Consider the following 16786-nt stretch of genomic DNA (forward strand, 5'->3'; position numbering starts at 1 on the left):
TATATCTTAACTTCACTAATATTATATGACGTATAATATGTAAGGTCAACTAATATTGTAAAATAAATTAAATTTGATATAAAAAAGTCCTAAGTCGGTCATAAAACCGCTTAGAACTAGGCACTTATTTAATTTTTTGATTGATCTTTTTTATCTCTAACCACGTAGAAAGATAGGTAATAAGATAGATAATAAGATAGACCCCCGTATATATCAGTAAAAAGCCAGCGATCCACAAAATATTATGGGGAAACCAGCCTGCCAGATAAGCCAACGGGAAAAAACAGATCAATGTCACTAGATAATGGAGTAGCGACATCTTGAGCAAACTCCAGCGTTCTTGTGCAAAGATCGATTCGGAAAAATAAAAAACATTTCCCATTAGAGACCACAAAATGATCGAGCTTGTCATCGCTTTAACTGGGGTCGAAAATAGTTCCATAAATGTTGGTGTTGAGGGCATATACTCTCCTTGTCCAAAAATACTAGAAAAAATGACAGATAAGATCACTCCGATCGCGATCCCCGAACAACTAGCACTAATTATCTTTTTAAATATTTTCATTTTATATCCCTAGCCTTTCTTTGAGATTTTTGACACAACGCCTAGCTACAAAGGTCGTAGTACCATTTTTTAGTTTTAAAGCGATCGTTCCTTGCGCGGTCAATTCCAAATGATCTAAATAATTCAAGTTAACAAATTCACTACGACTGATCTTAACAAAATCTGGGGATAAAAGTTCAGCCACTTCATATAATTTCTTCTTTACCTGATAGCTACCGTGCTCGGTCATAGCATAGATCTTACCAGCTTGGCTATTTAAGGAAATTATCTGAGCTAAAGCTAACGGCTTAACGATCTGATCGGCATAGCCCCAAATTTGTTCATCGTGTTCAAGTAGTTGGACGACTTGTTGTAACTTAGGTGTCAATTCATGCACATGAAATTCGGCCCATTCTTCAGGTAATTTCGGATCGATCTCAACTTTACTTTTCATTTTGGCATCCCCCTTTCTTTAACTAAATTCTAGCAAATCTTAGGCTAAATTTCGCTAAAGACGCCTAAACGGTCAGGACTGACAGGCAAACGGTCTAAAAGCTAGCTCAAGCGGGTCTAAAAGGTCGTAATGTGATAGTTATGTAGTAGAAACGTGTTTTACAGCACACCTAGCTGATAACGAGAGATCCCCCATGTTGCAAAATACGCATCATGGGGGATCTCTCGTTATCTGTACGGAACTACCCGTGCTGTTTCACACGCTTTAAAATCTTATTTGAACATAGGTCACTACGGCTGCAAAAGCTACTGTCGCTACCAAAACAAAGCCCTTGCCTACGAGCTTTCCTAATTTTTCTTGGGCGATCATCTCATTGACGGGCCTTTCAAAGCCAACTCCGACCCACCAAGTCAATAAGACCACCGCTAATTTCCTAAACCAAGCCAGCTCACCTAACAACAAAGCTATCAGCACCATTGCTACTACAGTAAGCGCTGTGACTGGATATTGCTTTAATTTTTCTACCATTATGTCTCCTTCTATTCATGTAATTCAAGGGGCAAGCCGTCAGGGTCAAAGAAAAAGGTCATCAACTTACCATCGAAGTCATCACGCCGCAACGGCTCACATTTGATACCTAACGCCAACAATTGCTCTCTTTTGGCTGCAACATCGTCACATTTAAAGGCCAAATGCCGTAAACCCCGTGCCTCACCCGTAGCACCACTGACACGTTTTCGGGCATTGGGCTTGATGAACAACTCCAAGACTAGCCCATCTTTAGCTACATTCAACAAAATATCGTCTTTTTTGGGACGGACATGTTCAGATATGATCTCAAACCCCAATTTATCAACATAAAAATCAACTGCTTGTGCACGATCGCTACAAATGATCGCAATATGATGGATAAACATTACTCTTCACCAAATTCCAAATGACTGCCAGCTTCATCAACAACACCGTAGATCTTTTTACCTTCACATTTTCCTAAGTCAATTTGCCCGTAGAGTAGCTCTTCATCTGTGATCTTCACTCTATGCATATTGGTAGCCATAAATTTACGGATGATCGCCATTTCTTTTTCGCGTAATTCAGATTTTTCAACAGCTTTAGCTAAGGTATAGCCCTCATCAATAAAAGCTTTGATCGAACCAACTTTATACAGCATTTCCCAGCTATACTTACGCGCGGAATTCTTTTCATCGGCTAGCGACTTGATATAACCCCGCTCTTCCCAATAGCGCAATTGGCGCCCTGTAACTCCAGTGATCTTGCACATGTCACCGATCCCGATCCGAATATCATGGATAAAGTGGGGTTTGTGCATCTTATGCTTCGCTTCTTTCAAGGTTCTTCCCCCTCGCAAATAGTTTCTCACTTTAGATTTTATATTGTTTGGGCGATTTGTCAACTATCTTGACAAACTTGGTAAATAAGGTTTATAGTAGGCAACGCACATAAATTGAAAATAATATCTAAAATACTAAAGGAGTGAACTTGCTTGAATAATGCTACGCGTCCGACCGACATCAATGGCAATGGTTATAATCGTGATCTATTGGTCTTAGTTCTAATGGTCGGTTCTTTTTGTACTTTTTTGAATAGTACCTTGATGAATACTGCTTTTCCTGCGATCATGAAAGATTTTTCGATCTCAACAGCAACCGTTCAATGGTTAACGACTGGTTTTATGATGGTCAATGGGGTAATGATCCCGATCTCAGCTTGGTTGATCAATCGTTTCAGCTCAAAAACGATGTATCTCTGGGCTATGTTGACCTTTTTACTAGGGACAGTCGTTTCTTTTACCGCCCAAAATTTCGGCGTCCTTCTCGCAGGTCGGTTGATCCAAGGTATCGGGGTCGGCGTCTCAATGCCGTTACTTCAAACGATCATGCTCTCGATCTTTCCTCCAGAAAAACGGGGCGCTGCCATGGGGACAGTCGGGCTAGTGATCGGGCTTGCACCAGCTTTGGGGCCAACACTTTCCGGCTGGATCGTCGATAACTGGACTTGGCGTGAATTATTTGGCATGATCATTCCGATCGTGGTCGCCGTTATCATCTTAGCCTTTTTCTTCATGAAAAGCGTTGTGCCTAACACCCACCAAAAGATCGACGTTATTTCGATCATCACCTCAACGATCGGATTTGGGGCGTTATTATATGGTTTTTCTAAAGCTGGTAATGATGGCTGGGGCGATCTTTATGTCCTCGTCTATCTAGCTGTCGGGGCAGTCTTTGTTGCTCTCTTTTGTTTACGCCAATTAAAAATGGACGAACCTTTCTTAGATATCACGGTCTTTAAATATGGTGAATTTAGCTTAGCTGCGATCTTAAGTGGGGTGGCTAACTTAGCTTTGGTTGGTTCTGAAATGGTGATCCCACTTTACATTCAAAACATTCGCGGGGAATCCGCCTTCCATTCCGGCTTGATCTTACTCCCTGGTGCCTTGGCCATGGGAATCATGTCACCGATCACAGGGCGCTTGTTTGACCGTTACGGGGCTAAATTTATGGCGCTTGCTGGGATGACGATGTTGACTTTAGGCTCGATCCCCTTTCTTTTTATCACTAAAGAGACTTCGATCATGTTGATCATCGTCTTTTATGCGATCCGGATGTTTGGGATCTCGGCGACGATGATGCCGGTCACGACTTCTGGGATGAACGTCTTGCCCTTCAACAAGATCTCTCACGGAACAGCGGTCAACAACACTTTCCGCCAAGTCTTAAGCTCGATCGGGACCGCGATCTTGATCTCCGTCTTGAGTTCAGTTACCAAAAACTCAATGCCTGCTCACAATGTTTTGGTCCAAACGCCGATCAAATATGCTGATCTTGCAACAGGAGCTGTTTTGAATGGTTATCATGCTGCATTCTTTATCTCGATCCTCTTTGCAGTCGTCGCATTGTGCTTTGCTTTCTTCTTAAAGAAGGGCAATAATGCACCTAAAGTCACACTCACTAGTAAAAAGGGGGCTAAGTAGATGAGTATCATTATTTTAGTTTTAGCAACGATCAGCTTCTTTTGTTTTACAGTCCTGCCTACCCTTAAACACCACGTTTTATATGCTTTACTATCATTTGCGATCATGGTGCTTTGTACTGGTGCGATCGTTTTGAATGATTCCTATAATTTTGGGATGAAAGTTCAAACGATCACCCAAAAACAAAAACTCGTTTCTTCGGTTCCTGATCAACTCGATGTCTTATTGTATCAACCACTTGGAACTAAGTCAGAAAGAGTCTATCTCTATCACAATTCTTCTGATGAGAAGAAATTGCGCCAAACAAAAACGACTGATACGACTACCAAATACTCGCAAACTGGCAAAACTCCACAATTAGTCGTGACAAAAGAGCGTTATGTCTACCAAAATGGCCTTTCTGAGCTTTTCTTTGGTATCTTAGGCAATAATGATCGTCTCAAACATCAAACTTATGAGTTCAAATTGACCGATAATTGGTTTGTTTTGAGTACTAAGCAAGCTAAACAGCTAAAAAAATTACTTAAAGAACATGATACCGAACTCAAGCAAAACATCTCCCAGGTCATCCAACAAGAATTAGCTCAGAAATTGCAACAAAATCCAACGATGTCTAGCTCAGAACGCGAGAAATTGGTCAAAGAGTTACAAAAACAAGCGACCCAACAGTTAGTCAAAAAATTGATCACTCAAGTTCAAGCAAGTGATTCTTAAACTAAATCTAAGGCATATTTATAAACAAATTTAAACAACTAGCGTATAGTAGAGACTGTATCAAGTTAAGATACCCGTCCAGAAAGGAACATCTATATGGATAAACAAACTAATATTGTCTCTGCACAAGTTGTAGACGTAAAATCAAACAAGATCACTTTAAAAACTGAAGACGATGAAGTTATCGAAGTGGCACGCCCTAAAAGCGCAGCCCATGATATGCTCTTCATCCAAACAATGAAAGACATCTTAAAGAGTGGGATCTGGATCCCGGTAAATAAAAAACTCAAACAACTTTTACGTTACGACTGGTTTGAAACTCCAGTCGAACAATACTCATTTTAATATAAAAAACGGGCTGAAAATCGCGTTTAAAACGTTGATCTTCAACCCGTTTTTTTGTATGAGTTTTTCCTAGTTTCTAATTTTTATGCTCAAATTTTTGGGGATCGATTTTTTATCTTCCAAGCCAAGTGTTAGTGGTCATAAGGTCGTTGATTTTAGTCCAAATACTACCTGAATTTGATATTTTTTTTAGTTGATATAAAAGTTCCTTTGTTTCTTTAGATAGAGACTTTTTTTCAATTAAATTTAACGTAAAAAAGTTTTGATATACAACATTTACTTCCGTACGAATAGTATAGTTATTCTTAATTTTCTCGCTGGCTATATCAATGAAATTAAGATCAGAATTGGAAAATCCATCTGCTTCTAAACTATATTTGAAAGATTTTAACAATAAAAGTACATCATCTTTTTTTACAGTTAACAATTTTCAATACCCGCTTTCCCACCAGTTGCATAGCCAGCTGCTGCATTATTTACTCCACAATACCATGTTCTAGACCAATCGACTTTACAGCCTAATTGATTACAATAAAGCCCATTACCATAATATTTATATGGATCAGCAGAACTTCCTCCAGTCACAGGAACATTTGCCGAAACACTAGCCGAAGCAGTGTTATGAAGCCCAAATACAAAAACGAGAGATAATACTGTCACCAAACAAATTAATATTTTTCTCATGATGCAACTCCTTTTTGTAATTCAACTGACAACTACTACAACTATTAAACCTACTTTGTTCAAATTTTACCACACTAATAAACCAATGTAAATTTAATGAAAGTGGTCCTAATCACTTTTAATGACGCCTATCCATCCCGTGACTTTAGTCATGGGATGGATAGGCCACTATTGAGCCCCTTTATGGGGCTTTTTGTTTGTTTCTGTATATTTTTGGTCATTGATATATTTCTCTACAACTTCTTTGCTCATATTGCCCAATGTACTCATATAGTAACTTGGCGACCAAAGATGACCGCCCCAATATTGGCTACGTCGTATTTCTGGATGATTTTGTAAAAAAATATAGGCACTACGTCCTTTGAGCGCCTTAATGGCACTAGCCGGCGCTTTGCTTGGCGGAAAACTGATCAGCATATGAATGTGATCCGGCATGACTTCCATCTTTTCGATTACGATGTCATTGTTATCTGCAACTTGCTACAAGATAGCTTTCATTTCGTTAGATAAGGCCTCGGTTGTAAAAGTCTGATTGCGATATTTAGTTACCCAGATCAAATGGTAATGGAAATTATAGATATAACGACGAGTATAAATGGCCTCTTTGATTTTTTCTTTAGTCATAATATGGTCTCCTTTGTTAATACATTGACATCATGATATAATGTTATTATATCAATAAGGGAGGTGAAATCAAATGAAATCAATGGCAAAAATGAAATATCATTATGGCCTAAAAATGCGCTGCTATCCTAGTGACCAACAAAAGCAGTTGATTAAAATCAACAGTGACGCTAGTCGCTTTATCTATAACGAAATGGTTGCAATCAATAAGGAACTGATGCAGCTTCGCAGAGTTAAGCTACCGATTGACATAGTTCGGGATCGTATTAAGCAACTAACTATGCGCCAAAACGCTAAGCAAATGTCTAATCACTATCAATTCTTAGAAGATAAACGAATTGATAGTTTGACGAAAGCTAATGCCATTCAGAACTATCGGAAAGCTTGGAATGCTTTTCGGAAGGTTCACACCGCTGGTGTTCCTAAGTTTCATCGAAAGAATTATCGCTGGCGTTATCAAACCAATTGTCAATACCCAGGGCAAAAGACTGCGTTGCTAACTAACGGTACAGTCTGTTTTCTAGATAATAGCCATGTCAAAGTCCCTAAAATCGGACTGTTACGTGTTGCCGGTTCGCAAGCACGGCTTTTGAAAAGAATATGCGAGACTAGAATTGGTACTGTGACGTTGACTAAAGATTCAGCGGATCGCTTCTTCTTATCAATGCAGTTAGCTTCAGATGAATCTTTTGTTAAAGTGGCCAAAGCTACTCATGGGCATGTTGGAATTGATCTTAATACTGATAACTTCTTAACCGACAGTGGAGGTAACATAGTTCCTAATCCACGATATTATCGCACTATTAAAGGTAAATTAGCCAAAGAACAGCGCATTTTATCTAGACGGCAACAACGTGCAAAAAAAGAACATCGTTCCTTACGCGATAGTAAAAATTACCAAAAGCAACGCTTGCTAGTTGCCAAACTTCATGCCAAAGTAATGAACCAAAGACATAATTTTCTCCAACAAATCTCTACTGCATTAATCAAGAACCACGATTTAGTAGTAGCCGAAGAGTTGCGTAGCAAGAATATGCTTAAAAATCATGCTTTAGCACTTAGTATTTCTGACGTTGGTTGGCGAACATTTCTTGGCATGTTGGCTTATAAAGCAAAGCTTTATGGGCGTCAATTTATCACAATCAATCCAAGAAACACCACCCAAACATGTTGCGATTGTGGCTTTGTGATGGGCACTAATGGGACGGACAAACTAACGTTAGATGACCGAAAATGGACTTGTCCTAACTGTGGTATTCACCATATTCGTGACTGGAACGCAGCTAAAAATATTCTTGATAAGGGAATAGCTAAACTAGCTTAGCTTATCTGTCCCTATGGCAACCTGGGGACATAAAAGGCGTTGGTAATTAGACGACCGCTGTTTGATTACAATTTCGGTTGGTCAAATAAGTTGTCCCTATCTACGCAAATTGTGGTTCGAAATCTGTAAGGATTTTCGGCTCACAAGCCACTGACTTTAGTCAGTGGTGGTTGACCAAGCATCAATTGTAGCTTGAGATCATTGTAGTTTTTTTAAACTAATATTTTGTTTTGCTGATCGCATTTATTCTGCTTCTCTCAGTGACCTTTCAGTTTTCAGCGCAAACTATAGCACAACATCCGTTTTTGTGTAAACAATCTCCTAAAATAAATCTCCCTTAACTTTCAGTAAATAGCACTATGTTTGTAGTCATGTTCCGAATTACAACTCTTAGGAAATAGCGGTGTCCTACCTTCATCTCAAAGATAGAACACCGCTATTTCTACGCAACTAAACGCAATTTTTGCACTGTGTTAGTTTATAAACTCCAATCTGAGCCTGATCAAGAGAACAAAAAGTGTCAGCAATATGACCAGCGTAAAGGAAAGTAGCAACGCACCTTGATCTGTTGTTGGCTTTTGGAGAAACTTCTGTTGACTGAAACGTTGGTAAAAATAGATCAATAACGCTCCCACAAAGTTTAAACTCAAGAGTTGTTGTACCAAAGCTAGACTTAAAAATAGTGGCCTATCTGTCGCTTGGATCTTCCATAAGGCTGCTGCTAATAATAAGTTGAGGCCTGCAATGATCGTTACTAAGGCTAAGCTAGGCATCGTCTGTAAAGTCGCTGGCAAACTTTTGCCAAGGTCAAGCGCGACCAAAGATAGATATCCAAATAAGATCACACTTGAACCGATCCAGTAGCCTAATAAGATCTTCTTGTATACAGCTGGTCTTGCCAGTACTTGTTTTAACATTTTTCTCACCTATCTTTACTCATTTTTTCGGTCAACTTTCGAAAAAGATAATCAACGACAACTGATAATGTGACTAATGACTCGACCTTTTTTTCTTTGATAACGGAAAATGGCGTCACATGATAGTGCAAAGCATAATCCGAATGACTCGCAAACGTATTCTCCTTTGCTTGCGTCACACTCACAAGAGGGACATTTTTCAAGGTCCACATGAAGATGTTTTCTTTGATGCTTTCAGTTTCTCCACTAAGTGACGCCAATAAAACAACATCGTGTGTAGTTATCATCTCCATTGCCATATCAAGTTCAGTCTTATTAGGGATCGTGATCGCCCGTTTTCCTAGCTGTAACAGATTTTTAGCAAATTCATCTAAGATCCGCCGTTGGGAAAAACCTGTGCCGTAGCAATAGATCGTTTGGGCCTCTTTGAGCCGTAATGTTAGATCGTCCCATTCGACATGTTCTAAGCCTTTGATCGTCTTAATGATATCTGAGACCTGTAGATCGGCAAACATCTCTGTGGCTGGTTTGACCTCTTTAGTGCTCGTCTTTAAAAAGTATTTGAATTCCGAGAAACCTGCAAAACCTAATTTTCTGACTAAACGTAAAACTGTTGATTTGGAAGTATAAGTTGCTGTAGCTAATTCAGTGATCCCCAACTGTTGAACTTCCTGTTTATTATCTAGCACATAACGCAAGATGGTCTTATCAAGATCTCCTAAGGCCTTTTGATGTTTTGTGATCAATTCTTCTAGTGTCATGTGCATCCCCCTGATCTGTCTACTAATATGCTAAATTATAGCATATTTCGCACGATCAACTAAAGCGATTACACTATCTGAGTTCTGGCCAGAAATCTCGGTTAGCTTCGATCAAGTCATCTAAGATCTGCTTAGCAACTCTTGCATTTGGAATGATCTTAGAAAGCGTTAGCGCTTGCCATAGTTTTTGATAGGAGTGTTCTTCCCAAGCTTCAACGACGAGTTTTTCGACAGCTACTTGTTGTTCCATCAAACCTTTTTGGAAACGCGGGATCTGGCCTTGAACTAATGGCTCAGGTCCATTTTTCCCTACGATACATGGGACTTCGACCATTGCCGTTGGCTCAAAGTTGCTCAAAGCACCATTATTTTCCACGATCAACAGCATACGTTCGTGAGTGTTGTATGCGATCGCCCGTGCTAGATCCACGATATAGCTGGCATGCTCGTCAACTTCTAAACTGGTATCTTTGGCTGTTTTTGCTTGGACGATCTTTTTACATTCACCAAAGACATGCTTTTCGCGTCCGTTCATAACTTCATTTGCCCGAGTATACTCAGGGTCTGCATGCTCAACTTCATCTTGTGAATAGAGATAGTACTTGAGATACGTATTTGGTAAAGTATCTGGATCTACCGCATAGACTTCACGTGCTTTAGCAAAGGTGTGCATCCAGCTTGGATCAGTATGTTGTGATTCATGTTCTCCGAGCTCTTCTTTGAGTGAATAGCCGTATTTAGCTACATGTTCTTTGATCTGTGGCATCAAGTCATTGCCAGCGTGATCTCTGATATCGGTCCACCAGCCAAAGTGATTCAAGCCATAGTAGCGTACCTCCATCTCTTTGCGCGATTTGAGCCCGATCGCATGAGCCATCCGCTCTTCGATCCCGACTGGCATGTCACAAATGTTGATGATCTTAGAGTTAGGTCGTAACTTACGTGTTGCTTCAGCTACGATCGCCGCTGGATTGGAATAGTTCAACATCCATGCATCTGGTGAATATTGTTCCATGTAGTCGATCAACTCTAGGACGCCTCCGATCGAACGCATCCCATAAGCGATCCCCCCTGGTCCACAAGTTTCTTGCCCGATAACACCATATTTAAGTGGGATCTTTTCATCTTTTTCACGCATCGCATATAGTCCGACACGAATATGGGCCATGACAAAATCTACATCACTAAAGGCCGTCTTTGGATCAGTTGTCGCAACAAAGTCGATCTCTGGTGCCTTTTCTTTTAAAATGATCTCACAGGCATCTGCGATCACTTTTTGACGTGCTTCAAGATTATCGTAAAACTTGATCTGACGGATCGGAAACTTATCTAAATTCTCCAGTAACATCAATACGATCCCCGGAGTAAAGGTACTCCCACCCCCTGCAATCACAACTGAAAACTTCTTATCCATGTTAAATTCCTCCTCTAATCATCAATCTTCATTAATTCTTCAAATTGTTCTCTGACTTGGGGCACGTCTAAGCCCACGATAACTTGTAAAGCATTACCATTTCGCACGACACCATGTGCACCACCTGCTCTAAAGGCAGCATCATTTTCAACTAAAGCTGGATCTTTGACGGTCAAACGTAACCGAGTCGCACAGTTGTTGACTTTTTCAATATTGTCACGTCCACCGACTGCTTCTAAATAGATCGCTGCTTGTTCACGATAACGATTTGCAGGGGCTTTATTTTCATCACCTTTACCCGCTTTTTTGTCTTTATAATCTTGCTTAGAGTAGAGTTTGATGTCAGCTTCCTTGTCGATATCACGCCCTGGCGTCATAATGTTGAATTTTACGATCAAGAATTTAAAGACAACAAACCAGATAAATGTGAAACATAGTCCGATCACGATATGAATGAGCACCGTACCGGCATGATTTGAAAATACTGGGATCCAGTTTCTTGTCAACAGATCGATCAAGCCCCCACCCATATCACCAACGACACCAAATGTGTACAGTGTTGCTGCTAAAGTTGCTGCTAAAACAGCATGAACTGCAAATAACGGTGGAGATAGGAATAAGAACGTAAATTCTAACGGCTCAGTGATCCCGGACAATACAGCTGTCAATGTTACAGGGATCAACATGGAGAGCACTTTTTTACGGTTCTCTGGTCGAGCTGTAAAGTAAAAGGCTAATGCGATCCCTGGAGCTCCAAAGACTTTAGAGTTACCATGAAGCGCAAACCCACCTTCTGGGAACAATGTCTTAAGTGGTTGGGTCGAGCGTGAAAATTCATTTAAGTGTGCAAACCAATACTGCGTGATCCCACCTTCAACGACCGCTGGCCCAAAGACAAATGGAGTGTAAACAAAGTGATGTAGACCTGTTGGGATCAAGATCCGTTCTAAGAAAGTGTAGATCCAGACTCCGACCACGCCTGAAGTAGCTAAGATCGCTTGTAATGAGCTGATCCCAAATTGGATCTTAGGCCAGATATAGCAGGTCAATAAGGCGATCGGTAACATCGCAAAGAATCCTAAAACAACAACATAAGATGATCCTTGGAAGATCCCTAAGAAATCAGGTAATTTCTTTTCAAAATAGCGATTATGCAAGTAGACTACGATCGCTGAGATAAAGATCGCACCGATGATCCCAGTATCTAAGGTCTTGATCCCGGCGATCAGCTTTAAGCCACTTTCACCACCAGCTGCTTGTTTGAAATTAACACCAAAACTTGAGCCAAATAATTGCAACATTGTGCTGACGAAATAATTAAAGGTCAAATATGTGACTACGGCTTCCATTACCGCCCGTGCATTAGCTGTTTTAGCTAACCCGATCGGTAAACCGATCACAAACAAGAGCTCCATGTTGTTAAAAACGGTCCAAGAACCATTTTCAACGATCTTCCAAAAGTTATACCAGATCGTGCCTTCTTTAGCTAGATCACCAACTAAGACCGGATTAGTCGCTACGATCGCGATCGAGACCATGATCCCGGCAAACGAGAAAAGTAAGACTGGTGTAAACATTGCGCCCCCAAAGCGCTGGATCTTCTCCATCATAAAACTTCACTACCTTTCCTAAAAAACTTTAGCTTTTCTTAACAACCTAAGCATACCATTTTAATGTATCCGTTTTCATCGTTTTCTAGTAAAGTGATATTTCCTTTCCTCTAGTGGGATAAAGTGTCAACTTATGGGAATTTTCCCCAAAAAAGAGCTATCTCTAAACATAGCTTAGAAAAAATACAAAGCTCTGTGAAAACAGCCTAAGCCATTCTCACAGAGCTTCTCTAAATATTTACTCTTTACACAGTGGTTGACAAAGAGCCCTAAAAAGAGGCTGTGACATAAGTCTCTATCTTTAAAGAAGACCATTCGAATTTTTTGAAAATTTTGAAAAATTCGGATGGTCTTCTTTTTGTTTTTATTATTTGGTGATATTTTTGAACTACTAGTGGACATTTTCCACATGTTCAATGCCATTAACGCTATCCCCATTTGTCGATTTACCTTTTTCTTACTTCGTACGGTAAATCGAGTAAAACCCAAATAAGCCTTCAAATTACCGAAAATAGGTTCGATCTCATACTTTCTTCTACGATAGATCTTATTTTTTTCAGTATTTGAAAGGTTTGTTTTTACTTTCCCCTTGAAATATTCCCATTGTGGATTGATATAGATCTTTCTGACATTTCCTTTTTTGGTCAATGCATTTGGATCTTCTTTACGATCTTCATCGAATTTTTCAGCTTCATATACTTTAAAATTTCGTTTATAACCATATGTATCATGGCGATATGCATAGCGTTTAAAGTTAAAACGAACATTCTTTGGATCTATATAGTAATCATCTTCAGCGTTATAATGCCAATTCATCACTTTGCGCTCATCTGATCTCCAACGTTTGGTTTCTTCCTTTAACATCGTATTATATGGAATAAGGTAATCAAACACTCCGAATTTATCTTCGATAAATTCATAGTTAGGTTCAGATCCATAACCAGCATCAGCAACTATCGGACCTTGGATAACATCTGCATCCATCTTTTCTAAAAATGGGATCAAAGTACGCATATCAGTTGGATTAGGTGCGAGGGTGTAGTCCAAAGCAAATTGATTATTAGCAGCGACTTGGAGATTATAGCCAGGTTTGGTTTGACCATTTTTCATTGGATCTTCTTTCATACGCATAAAAGTGGCGTCATTGTCAGTTTTAGAATAGCTGTTTCGCTCGCCAACGATGGCAAACTGTTCAGCATATTTAGAGTTTTTCTGTTTACGCTCGCGTGTTTGTTTTAAGTATTTCTTGGCCACCCGTCGTTCCTGCTTCGCAGGATTAGGGGAGATCTTCTTAGTCTCTTCGACTTTTTCATTCAAATATTCAATTCGTTGTTCCAATCGGGCACATATCTCATCAAGTTGATCAACAGTCAGATCATCAGCAAAATCAATATTGACGATCGATTCTTTGATCTCTTTCAATAACTTTTTAGCTTTTTGTCGATTTAAATCATCATAGCGAATAGTATTTTTCTTCCAAACAAACGAGTATTTATTTGCGTTAGCAAGAATCTTAGTACCATCAATAAACACAGCCTCATCAATGAGCCCATTTTTTCGCAAATATTCTCTAAATTCAGAAAACGAACTTTTTAGCATCATCTCAATAGTATCAGAGACAACAAAGCGAGCAATAGTACGATAAGTAGGTTGGGCTTCCTGAGTCAACCACATGGCAACAACGTTTTCCCGAGCAAAACGTTCGATCTTTCGACAAGAAAAAATACCATAACTATATGCCAAAAGAACTAACTTGAGTAAGACCCGAGGTTCATATTCGAAAGGACGCCCAAAGGTATAAGAGTCATCAAAATCAATAGATTCGACTAAATGGTGTATGTAGTGTGCTTGATGATTTTTTTCAGGTTCATAGAAGGTCGCCATGTTCAAACTGAGTTGATTTATGTTATAATTGCTGTGCATGGGTTTATCTCCTTTCTTTTTTGAGGGGGTAGACTATAGGGCATCAGGGGGGTTCTGATGTCCTTTTTTATTTATAGTATACAAAAACGGTCGTAAATGAACAATTTTTAAGTCCATTTACGACCGTTTTTTGAAGACTTATGTCACAGCCTCATAACGCTATTAGAATTTAGTTTTTTCCACCAACAACTTGTTGTTATCTTCTAACTTCTTAGCGATGTCTTGGATAAATTTGACAGCATTTTTATACTCGTCACTGGACATATCGACGGAACCAAAGCAACCAGTGACCCGGGCCTTGATCTGGTCTTCCAACTCAAGAGCTTTGTCAGTCAAAGTGATATAGACCTTGCGTCCATCAGCCTTTGTCTTCGTACGAGTTACCCAGCCTTCTTTTTCCATGCGCTTTAGTAAAGGCGTCAATGTCCCGGTATCAAGTTTCAAACGTAGACCTAGATCACGAATGATCATCTTTTCTTTACTTTCCCATAAAACTAATAACGTGATGTATTGTGCATAGGTCAAATTATACTTCTTCAAGGCTTCAGTATAGAAACGGTTATAAAAGCGTTGTGCGGTATAGATCGAAAAGCACAATTCATCTTCTAAATGGTTGGGGTTATGCTCAAACATAGTCAAAATCCTCTCTTAGTTCTTCCCTGTATTTTTGGTATACGCCGGCTCAACAACGACGAAGCGTCGCGGTTCATTACCGCTTGAATAGGTTTTGACCTCAGTATTTCTAACCAAAGCAGCGTGGATGATCTTTCTTTCAAATGAAGGCATTGGATCTAACCGTTGTCGTTGGTCTTGTTGAATTGCATCCCGTGCAACTTTTCGTGCTAAAAACTGGAGCGTTTCTTTGCGTCGCGCCCGATAGTCAGCCACATCTAAGATGACTTGGATCTTCCTTTTACTCTTCTTATCCAAGAAATCTTGTGCTAACAACTGTAACGCATTGAGCGTTTTTCCGTGGCGCCCGATCAAGCTACCTTCCTGCTTAGTTTCAAAATTATAGGTCACGACCCGTTTTTCCACCACTACATCGATCGTTGTCTTGATCCCCATCTTCTGTGTGACATCTGCCAAATAGTAACCTAATTCGTGCAGATATTTCTCCCAGTCTTCAACCTTTTGTTTTGCAACAGCCACTTTTTTAGCGTGTGGTCGCCCAGCATTTTTATGTGTTGTTTCTTCCTTAACAACGAGTTCCACCTCAGCTGGTTTCTTACCAAACCCTAAAAAGCCCTTTCTTCCTTCGCTGATAACTTTTACTTCGACCTGTGCTTTAGTCTTATGCAATTCCTCTAAGCCAGATCTGATCGCATCTTGTGTTGTCTTGCCCCAAAATTTCACATCGTTTCCCCCTAAATAAAGCAATAAACTACATTTTTCAAAAAAGTGATCAACAAAAATAGCAGACTAACTCGTCCGCAACTCATTTAGTAGTATAGCATACTTATATTTTGTTTCACACAAATATTAGCCGTGAAAATGCTTTTATTCTAAAAAGAACAAAATTCCTTAATACATAAGCGCTCTAAAGATGGACATTTACTTAATTATGGTATAATCAAGGCGTGTAGTACACAATAATTCAATACAAGGATAGGTGGGAATTTATGAGTTTGATGAACACATATACACTTGAGAACGGCGTTAAGATCCCAGTTTTAGGTTTTGGTACTTGGCAAACTCCTGCAGGTAAGGTAGCTACCGATGCTGTCTTAGCTGCACTTGATGCTGGTTTTACCCATATCGATACTGCAGAAATGTATGGCAACGAAAAAAGTATCGGTCAAGCCGTAAAAGCAAGCGGAATCGCTCGTAGTGACCTTTTTATCACAAGTAAATTGGATAATCAGGCTCATACTTACGAACTGGCTACTCAAGCCCTCGATCGTTCTTTATCCGACCTTCAGACCGACTATTTGGACTTATTTCTGATCCATTGGCCTAATCCAAAGGCTTTTCGTGATCATGACTGGGAAAAACATCTCCAAGAGACTTGGCGTGCCTTAGAAGATGCCTACACGGCTGGGAAAGTCAAGGCGATCGGAGTTTCAAACTTTAAACCTAAGCATTTTGAAGTTTTGAAAAAAACACAAAAGATCCAGCCGATGGTCGACCAGATCCGGATCTGCCCAGGTGATGTCGATCGTTTGACTATTGATTACTGTCAACAACACGATATCTTATTGGAAGCTTACAGTCCATTTGGTACCGGACAGATCTTTGCTAATGAGACCTTAAAAGCTTTGGCCCAAAAGAAAAAGCGTTCAGTCGCACAACTTTGCTTACGGTGGTCATTGCAACACGGTTATCTACCATTACCAAAATCGGTCCATCCGGCACGGATCAAAGAAAATACTGAAGTCTTTGATTTTGAATTGACCGAAAGCGAGATGCAACAGATCGATGCCTTAAAGGGTGTTGCTGGATTTGCAACTGACCCTGATACGGCTGATTTTTAAAAACCT

Annotated in this window: 19 protein-coding genes and 1 pseudogene; 5 read left to right on the forward strand and 15 right to left on the reverse strand. The window is 39.8% G+C overall.

Annotated elements, in window-relative coordinates:
• Positions 1-124 precede the first annotated feature (124 nt).
• The 5 genes from CPS94_RS08320 to CPS94_RS08340 all read right to left on the reverse strand — a co-directional run bounded on the left by CPS94_RS08320 (position 125) and on the right by CPS94_RS08340 (position 2349).
• Positions 125-565 (reverse strand): DUF3021 domain-containing protein, encoded by a 441-nt coding sequence (locus tag CPS94_RS08320; RefSeq protein WP_112193649.1) that lies wholly within the window; start codon positions 563-565, stop codon positions 125-127.
• A 1-nt stretch (position 566) separates the two neighbouring features.
• Positions 567-998: a LytTR family DNA-binding domain-containing protein gene (locus CPS94_RS08325; protein ID WP_112193651.1), complete on the reverse strand. Its 432-nt coding sequence runs from the start codon at positions 996-998 to the stop codon at positions 567-569.
• Between the two features lie 264 nt (positions 999-1262).
• Positions 1263-1526 (reverse strand): hypothetical protein, encoded by a 264-nt coding sequence (locus CPS94_RS08330; RefSeq protein WP_112193653.1) that lies wholly within the window; start codon positions 1524-1526, stop codon positions 1263-1265.
• An 11-nt stretch (positions 1527-1537) separates the two neighbouring features.
• Positions 1538-1915 (reverse strand): SMU1112c/YaeR family gloxylase I-like metalloprotein, encoded by a 378-nt coding sequence (gene gloA2, locus CPS94_RS08335; protein ID WP_112193655.1) that lies wholly within the window; start codon positions 1913-1915, stop codon positions 1538-1540.
• A complete protein-coding gene (locus tag CPS94_RS08340; RefSeq protein ID WP_112193657.1) occupies positions 1915-2349 on the reverse strand; it encodes a MerR family transcriptional regulator in 435 nt (144 codons plus the stop codon). The genes gloA2 and CPS94_RS08340 overlap by 1 nt, the downstream gene beginning before the upstream one ends.
• A 153-nt stretch (positions 2350-2502) precedes the next feature.
• Here CPS94_RS08340 and CPS94_RS08345 point away from each other — a divergent pair, with 153 nt between their 5' ends.
• The 3 genes from CPS94_RS08345 (at position 2503) to CPS94_RS08355 (ending at position 5049) form a co-directional block, all read left to right on the forward strand.
• Positions 2503-3990 carry an MDR family MFS transporter gene (locus CPS94_RS08345; protein ID WP_112193659.1) on the forward strand — a complete coding sequence of 496 codons (1488 nt, stop codon included), beginning with the start codon at positions 2503-2505 and terminating at the stop codon, positions 3988-3990.
• On the forward strand, positions 3991-4704 hold the full coding sequence (locus CPS94_RS08350) for a DUF4811 domain-containing protein (protein ID WP_112286466.1): 714 nt from the start codon (positions 3991-3993) through the stop codon (positions 4702-4704).
• A 96-nt stretch (positions 4705-4800) separates the two neighbouring features.
• Positions 4801-5049: a hypothetical protein gene (locus tag CPS94_RS08355; protein WP_112193664.1), complete on the forward strand. Its 249-nt coding sequence runs from the start codon at positions 4801-4803 to the stop codon at positions 5047-5049.
• A gap of 112 nt (positions 5050-5161) precedes the next feature.
• On the opposite strand, the gene CPS94_RS08360 is transcribed toward CPS94_RS08355, so the two are convergent.
• From CPS94_RS08360 to tnpA, 3 genes and pseudogenes are all read right to left on the reverse strand, one after another.
• Entirely contained in the window at positions 5162-5476 is a 315-nt protein-coding gene (locus CPS94_RS08360; RefSeq protein WP_039936185.1) for a hypothetical protein, read from the reverse strand.
• Positions 5470-5733, reverse strand: a complete 264-nt coding sequence (locus CPS94_RS11810; protein ID WP_112193666.1) for a leucocin A/sakacin P family class II bacteriocin — start codon at positions 5731-5733, stop codon at positions 5470-5472. Before CPS94_RS11810 ends, CPS94_RS08360 begins: the two co-directional genes overlap by 7 nt.
• A 168-nt stretch (positions 5734-5901) precedes the next feature.
• Positions 5902-6357: pseudogene (gene tnpA / locus CPS94_RS08370) on the reverse strand (IS200/IS605 family transposase).
• A 73-nt stretch (positions 6358-6430) separates the two neighbouring features.
• Between tnpA and CPS94_RS08375 the strand changes: the two are divergent.
• Positions 6431-7681, forward strand: a complete 1251-nt coding sequence (locus CPS94_RS08375) for an RNA-guided endonuclease InsQ/TnpB family protein (protein WP_004050805.1) — start codon at positions 6431-6433, stop codon at positions 7679-7681.
• 473 nt (positions 7682-8154) lie between these two features.
• Here the strand turns inward: CPS94_RS08375 and CPS94_RS08380 are convergent, their stop codons facing one another.
• The 7 genes from CPS94_RS08380 to jag form a co-directional block, all read right to left on the reverse strand.
• Entirely contained in the window at positions 8155-8598 is a 444-nt protein-coding gene (locus CPS94_RS08380) for a hypothetical protein (RefSeq protein ID WP_004049841.1), read from the reverse strand.
• Positions 8599-8603: 5 nt separating this feature from the next.
• Complete coding sequence (locus CPS94_RS08385; RefSeq protein ID WP_112193668.1) at positions 8604-9359, reverse strand: MurR/RpiR family transcriptional regulator; 756 nt, start codon at positions 9357-9359, stop codon at positions 8604-8606.
• Positions 9360-9432: 73 nt separating this feature from the next.
• Positions 9433-10773 carry a 6-phospho-alpha-glucosidase gene (locus CPS94_RS08390; RefSeq protein WP_112193670.1) on the reverse strand — a complete coding sequence of 447 codons (1341 nt, stop codon included), beginning with the start codon at positions 10771-10773 and terminating at the stop codon, positions 9433-9435.
• A gap of 14 nt (positions 10774-10787) precedes the next feature.
• Entirely contained in the window at positions 10788-12383 is a 1596-nt protein-coding gene (locus tag CPS94_RS08395; protein ID WP_112193672.1) for an alpha-glucoside-specific PTS transporter subunit IIBC, read from the reverse strand.
• 174 nt (positions 12384-12557) lie between these two features.
• The gene (locus CPS94_RS08400; protein WP_238145342.1) at positions 12558-14306 is read right to left on the reverse strand and encodes an IS1182 family transposase; all 1749 of its coding nucleotides are present in this window, start codon (positions 14304-14306) and stop codon (positions 12558-12560) included.
• Positions 14307-14468: 162 nt separating this feature from the next.
• The gene (locus tag CPS94_RS08405) at positions 14469-14939 is read right to left on the reverse strand and encodes a MarR family winged helix-turn-helix transcriptional regulator (protein WP_112193674.1); all 471 of its coding nucleotides are present in this window, start codon (positions 14937-14939) and stop codon (positions 14469-14471) included.
• A gap of 15 nt (positions 14940-14954) precedes the next feature.
• On the reverse strand, positions 14955-15662 hold the full coding sequence (jag, locus tag CPS94_RS08410) for an RNA-binding cell elongation regulator Jag/EloR (protein WP_112193676.1): 708 nt from the start codon (positions 15660-15662) through the stop codon (positions 14955-14957).
• A 266-nt stretch (positions 15663-15928) separates the two neighbouring features.
• On the opposite strand from jag, the gene CPS94_RS08415 reads away from it, so the two are divergent.
• Positions 15929-16780: an aldo/keto reductase gene (locus CPS94_RS08415; protein WP_112193679.1), complete on the forward strand. Its 852-nt coding sequence runs from the start codon at positions 15929-15931 to the stop codon at positions 16778-16780.
• Positions 16781-16786 lie beyond the last annotated feature (6 nt).

Origin of the sequence: Ligilactobacillus murinus, assembly GCF_003288115.1 — a bacterium.
GTDB classification, from domain to species: domain Bacteria; phylum Bacillota; class Bacilli; order Lactobacillales; family Lactobacillaceae; genus Ligilactobacillus; species Ligilactobacillus murinus.

Bases quoted from the DNA above. Each gene is read 5' to 3' on its own strand.
- CPS94_RS08320 (WP_112193649.1), bottom strand. From the start codon at position 565: ATGAAAATATTTAAAAAGATAATTAGTGCTAGTTGTTCGGGGATCGCG.
- CPS94_RS08325 (WP_112193651.1), bottom strand. From the start codon at position 998: ATGAAAAGTAAAGTTGAGATCGATCCGAAATTACCTGAAGAATGGGCC.
- CPS94_RS08330 (WP_112193653.1), bottom strand. From the start codon at position 1,526: ATGGTAGAAAAATTAAAGCAATATCCAGTCACAGCGCTTACTGTAGTA.
- gloA2 (WP_112193655.1), bottom strand. From the start codon at position 1,915: ATGTTTATCCATCATATTGCGATCATTTGTAGCGATCGTGCACAAGCA.
- CPS94_RS08350 (WP_112286466.1), top strand. From the start codon at position 3,991: ATGAGTATCATTATTTTAGTTTTAGCAACGATCAGCTTCTTTTGTTTT.
- CPS94_RS08355 (WP_112193664.1), top strand. From the start codon at position 4,801: ATGGATAAACAAACTAATATTGTCTCTGCACAAGTTGTAGACGTAAAA.
- CPS94_RS11810 (WP_112193666.1), bottom strand. From the start codon at position 5,733: ATGAGAAAAATATTAATTTGTTTGGTGACAGTATTATCTCTCGTTTTT.
- CPS94_RS08375 (WP_004050805.1), top strand. From the start codon at position 6,431: ATGAAATCAATGGCAAAAATGAAATATCATTATGGCCTAAAAATGCGC.
- CPS94_RS08380 (WP_004049841.1), bottom strand. From the start codon at position 8,598: ATGTTAAAACAAGTACTGGCAAGACCAGCTGTATACAAGAAGATCTTA.
- CPS94_RS08385 (WP_112193668.1), bottom strand. From the start codon at position 9,359: ATGACACTAGAAGAATTGATCACAAAACATCAAAAGGCCTTAGGAGAT.
- CPS94_RS08390 (WP_112193670.1), bottom strand. From the start codon at position 10,773: ATGGATAAGAAGTTTTCAGTTGTGATTGCAGGGGGTGGGAGTACCTTT.
- CPS94_RS08395 (WP_112193672.1), bottom strand. From the start codon at position 12,383: ATGATGGAGAAGATCCAGCGCTTTGGGGGCGCAATGTTTACACCAGTC.
- CPS94_RS08400 (WP_238145342.1), bottom strand. From the start codon at position 14,306: ATGCACAGCAATTATAACATAAATCAACTCAGTTTGAACATGGCGACC.
- CPS94_RS08405 (WP_112193674.1), bottom strand. From the start codon at position 14,939: ATGTTTGAGCATAACCCCAACCATTTAGAAGATGAATTGTGCTTTTCG.
- CPS94_RS08415 (WP_112193679.1), top strand. From the start codon at position 15,929: ATGAGTTTGATGAACACATATACACTTGAGAACGGCGTTAAGATCCCA.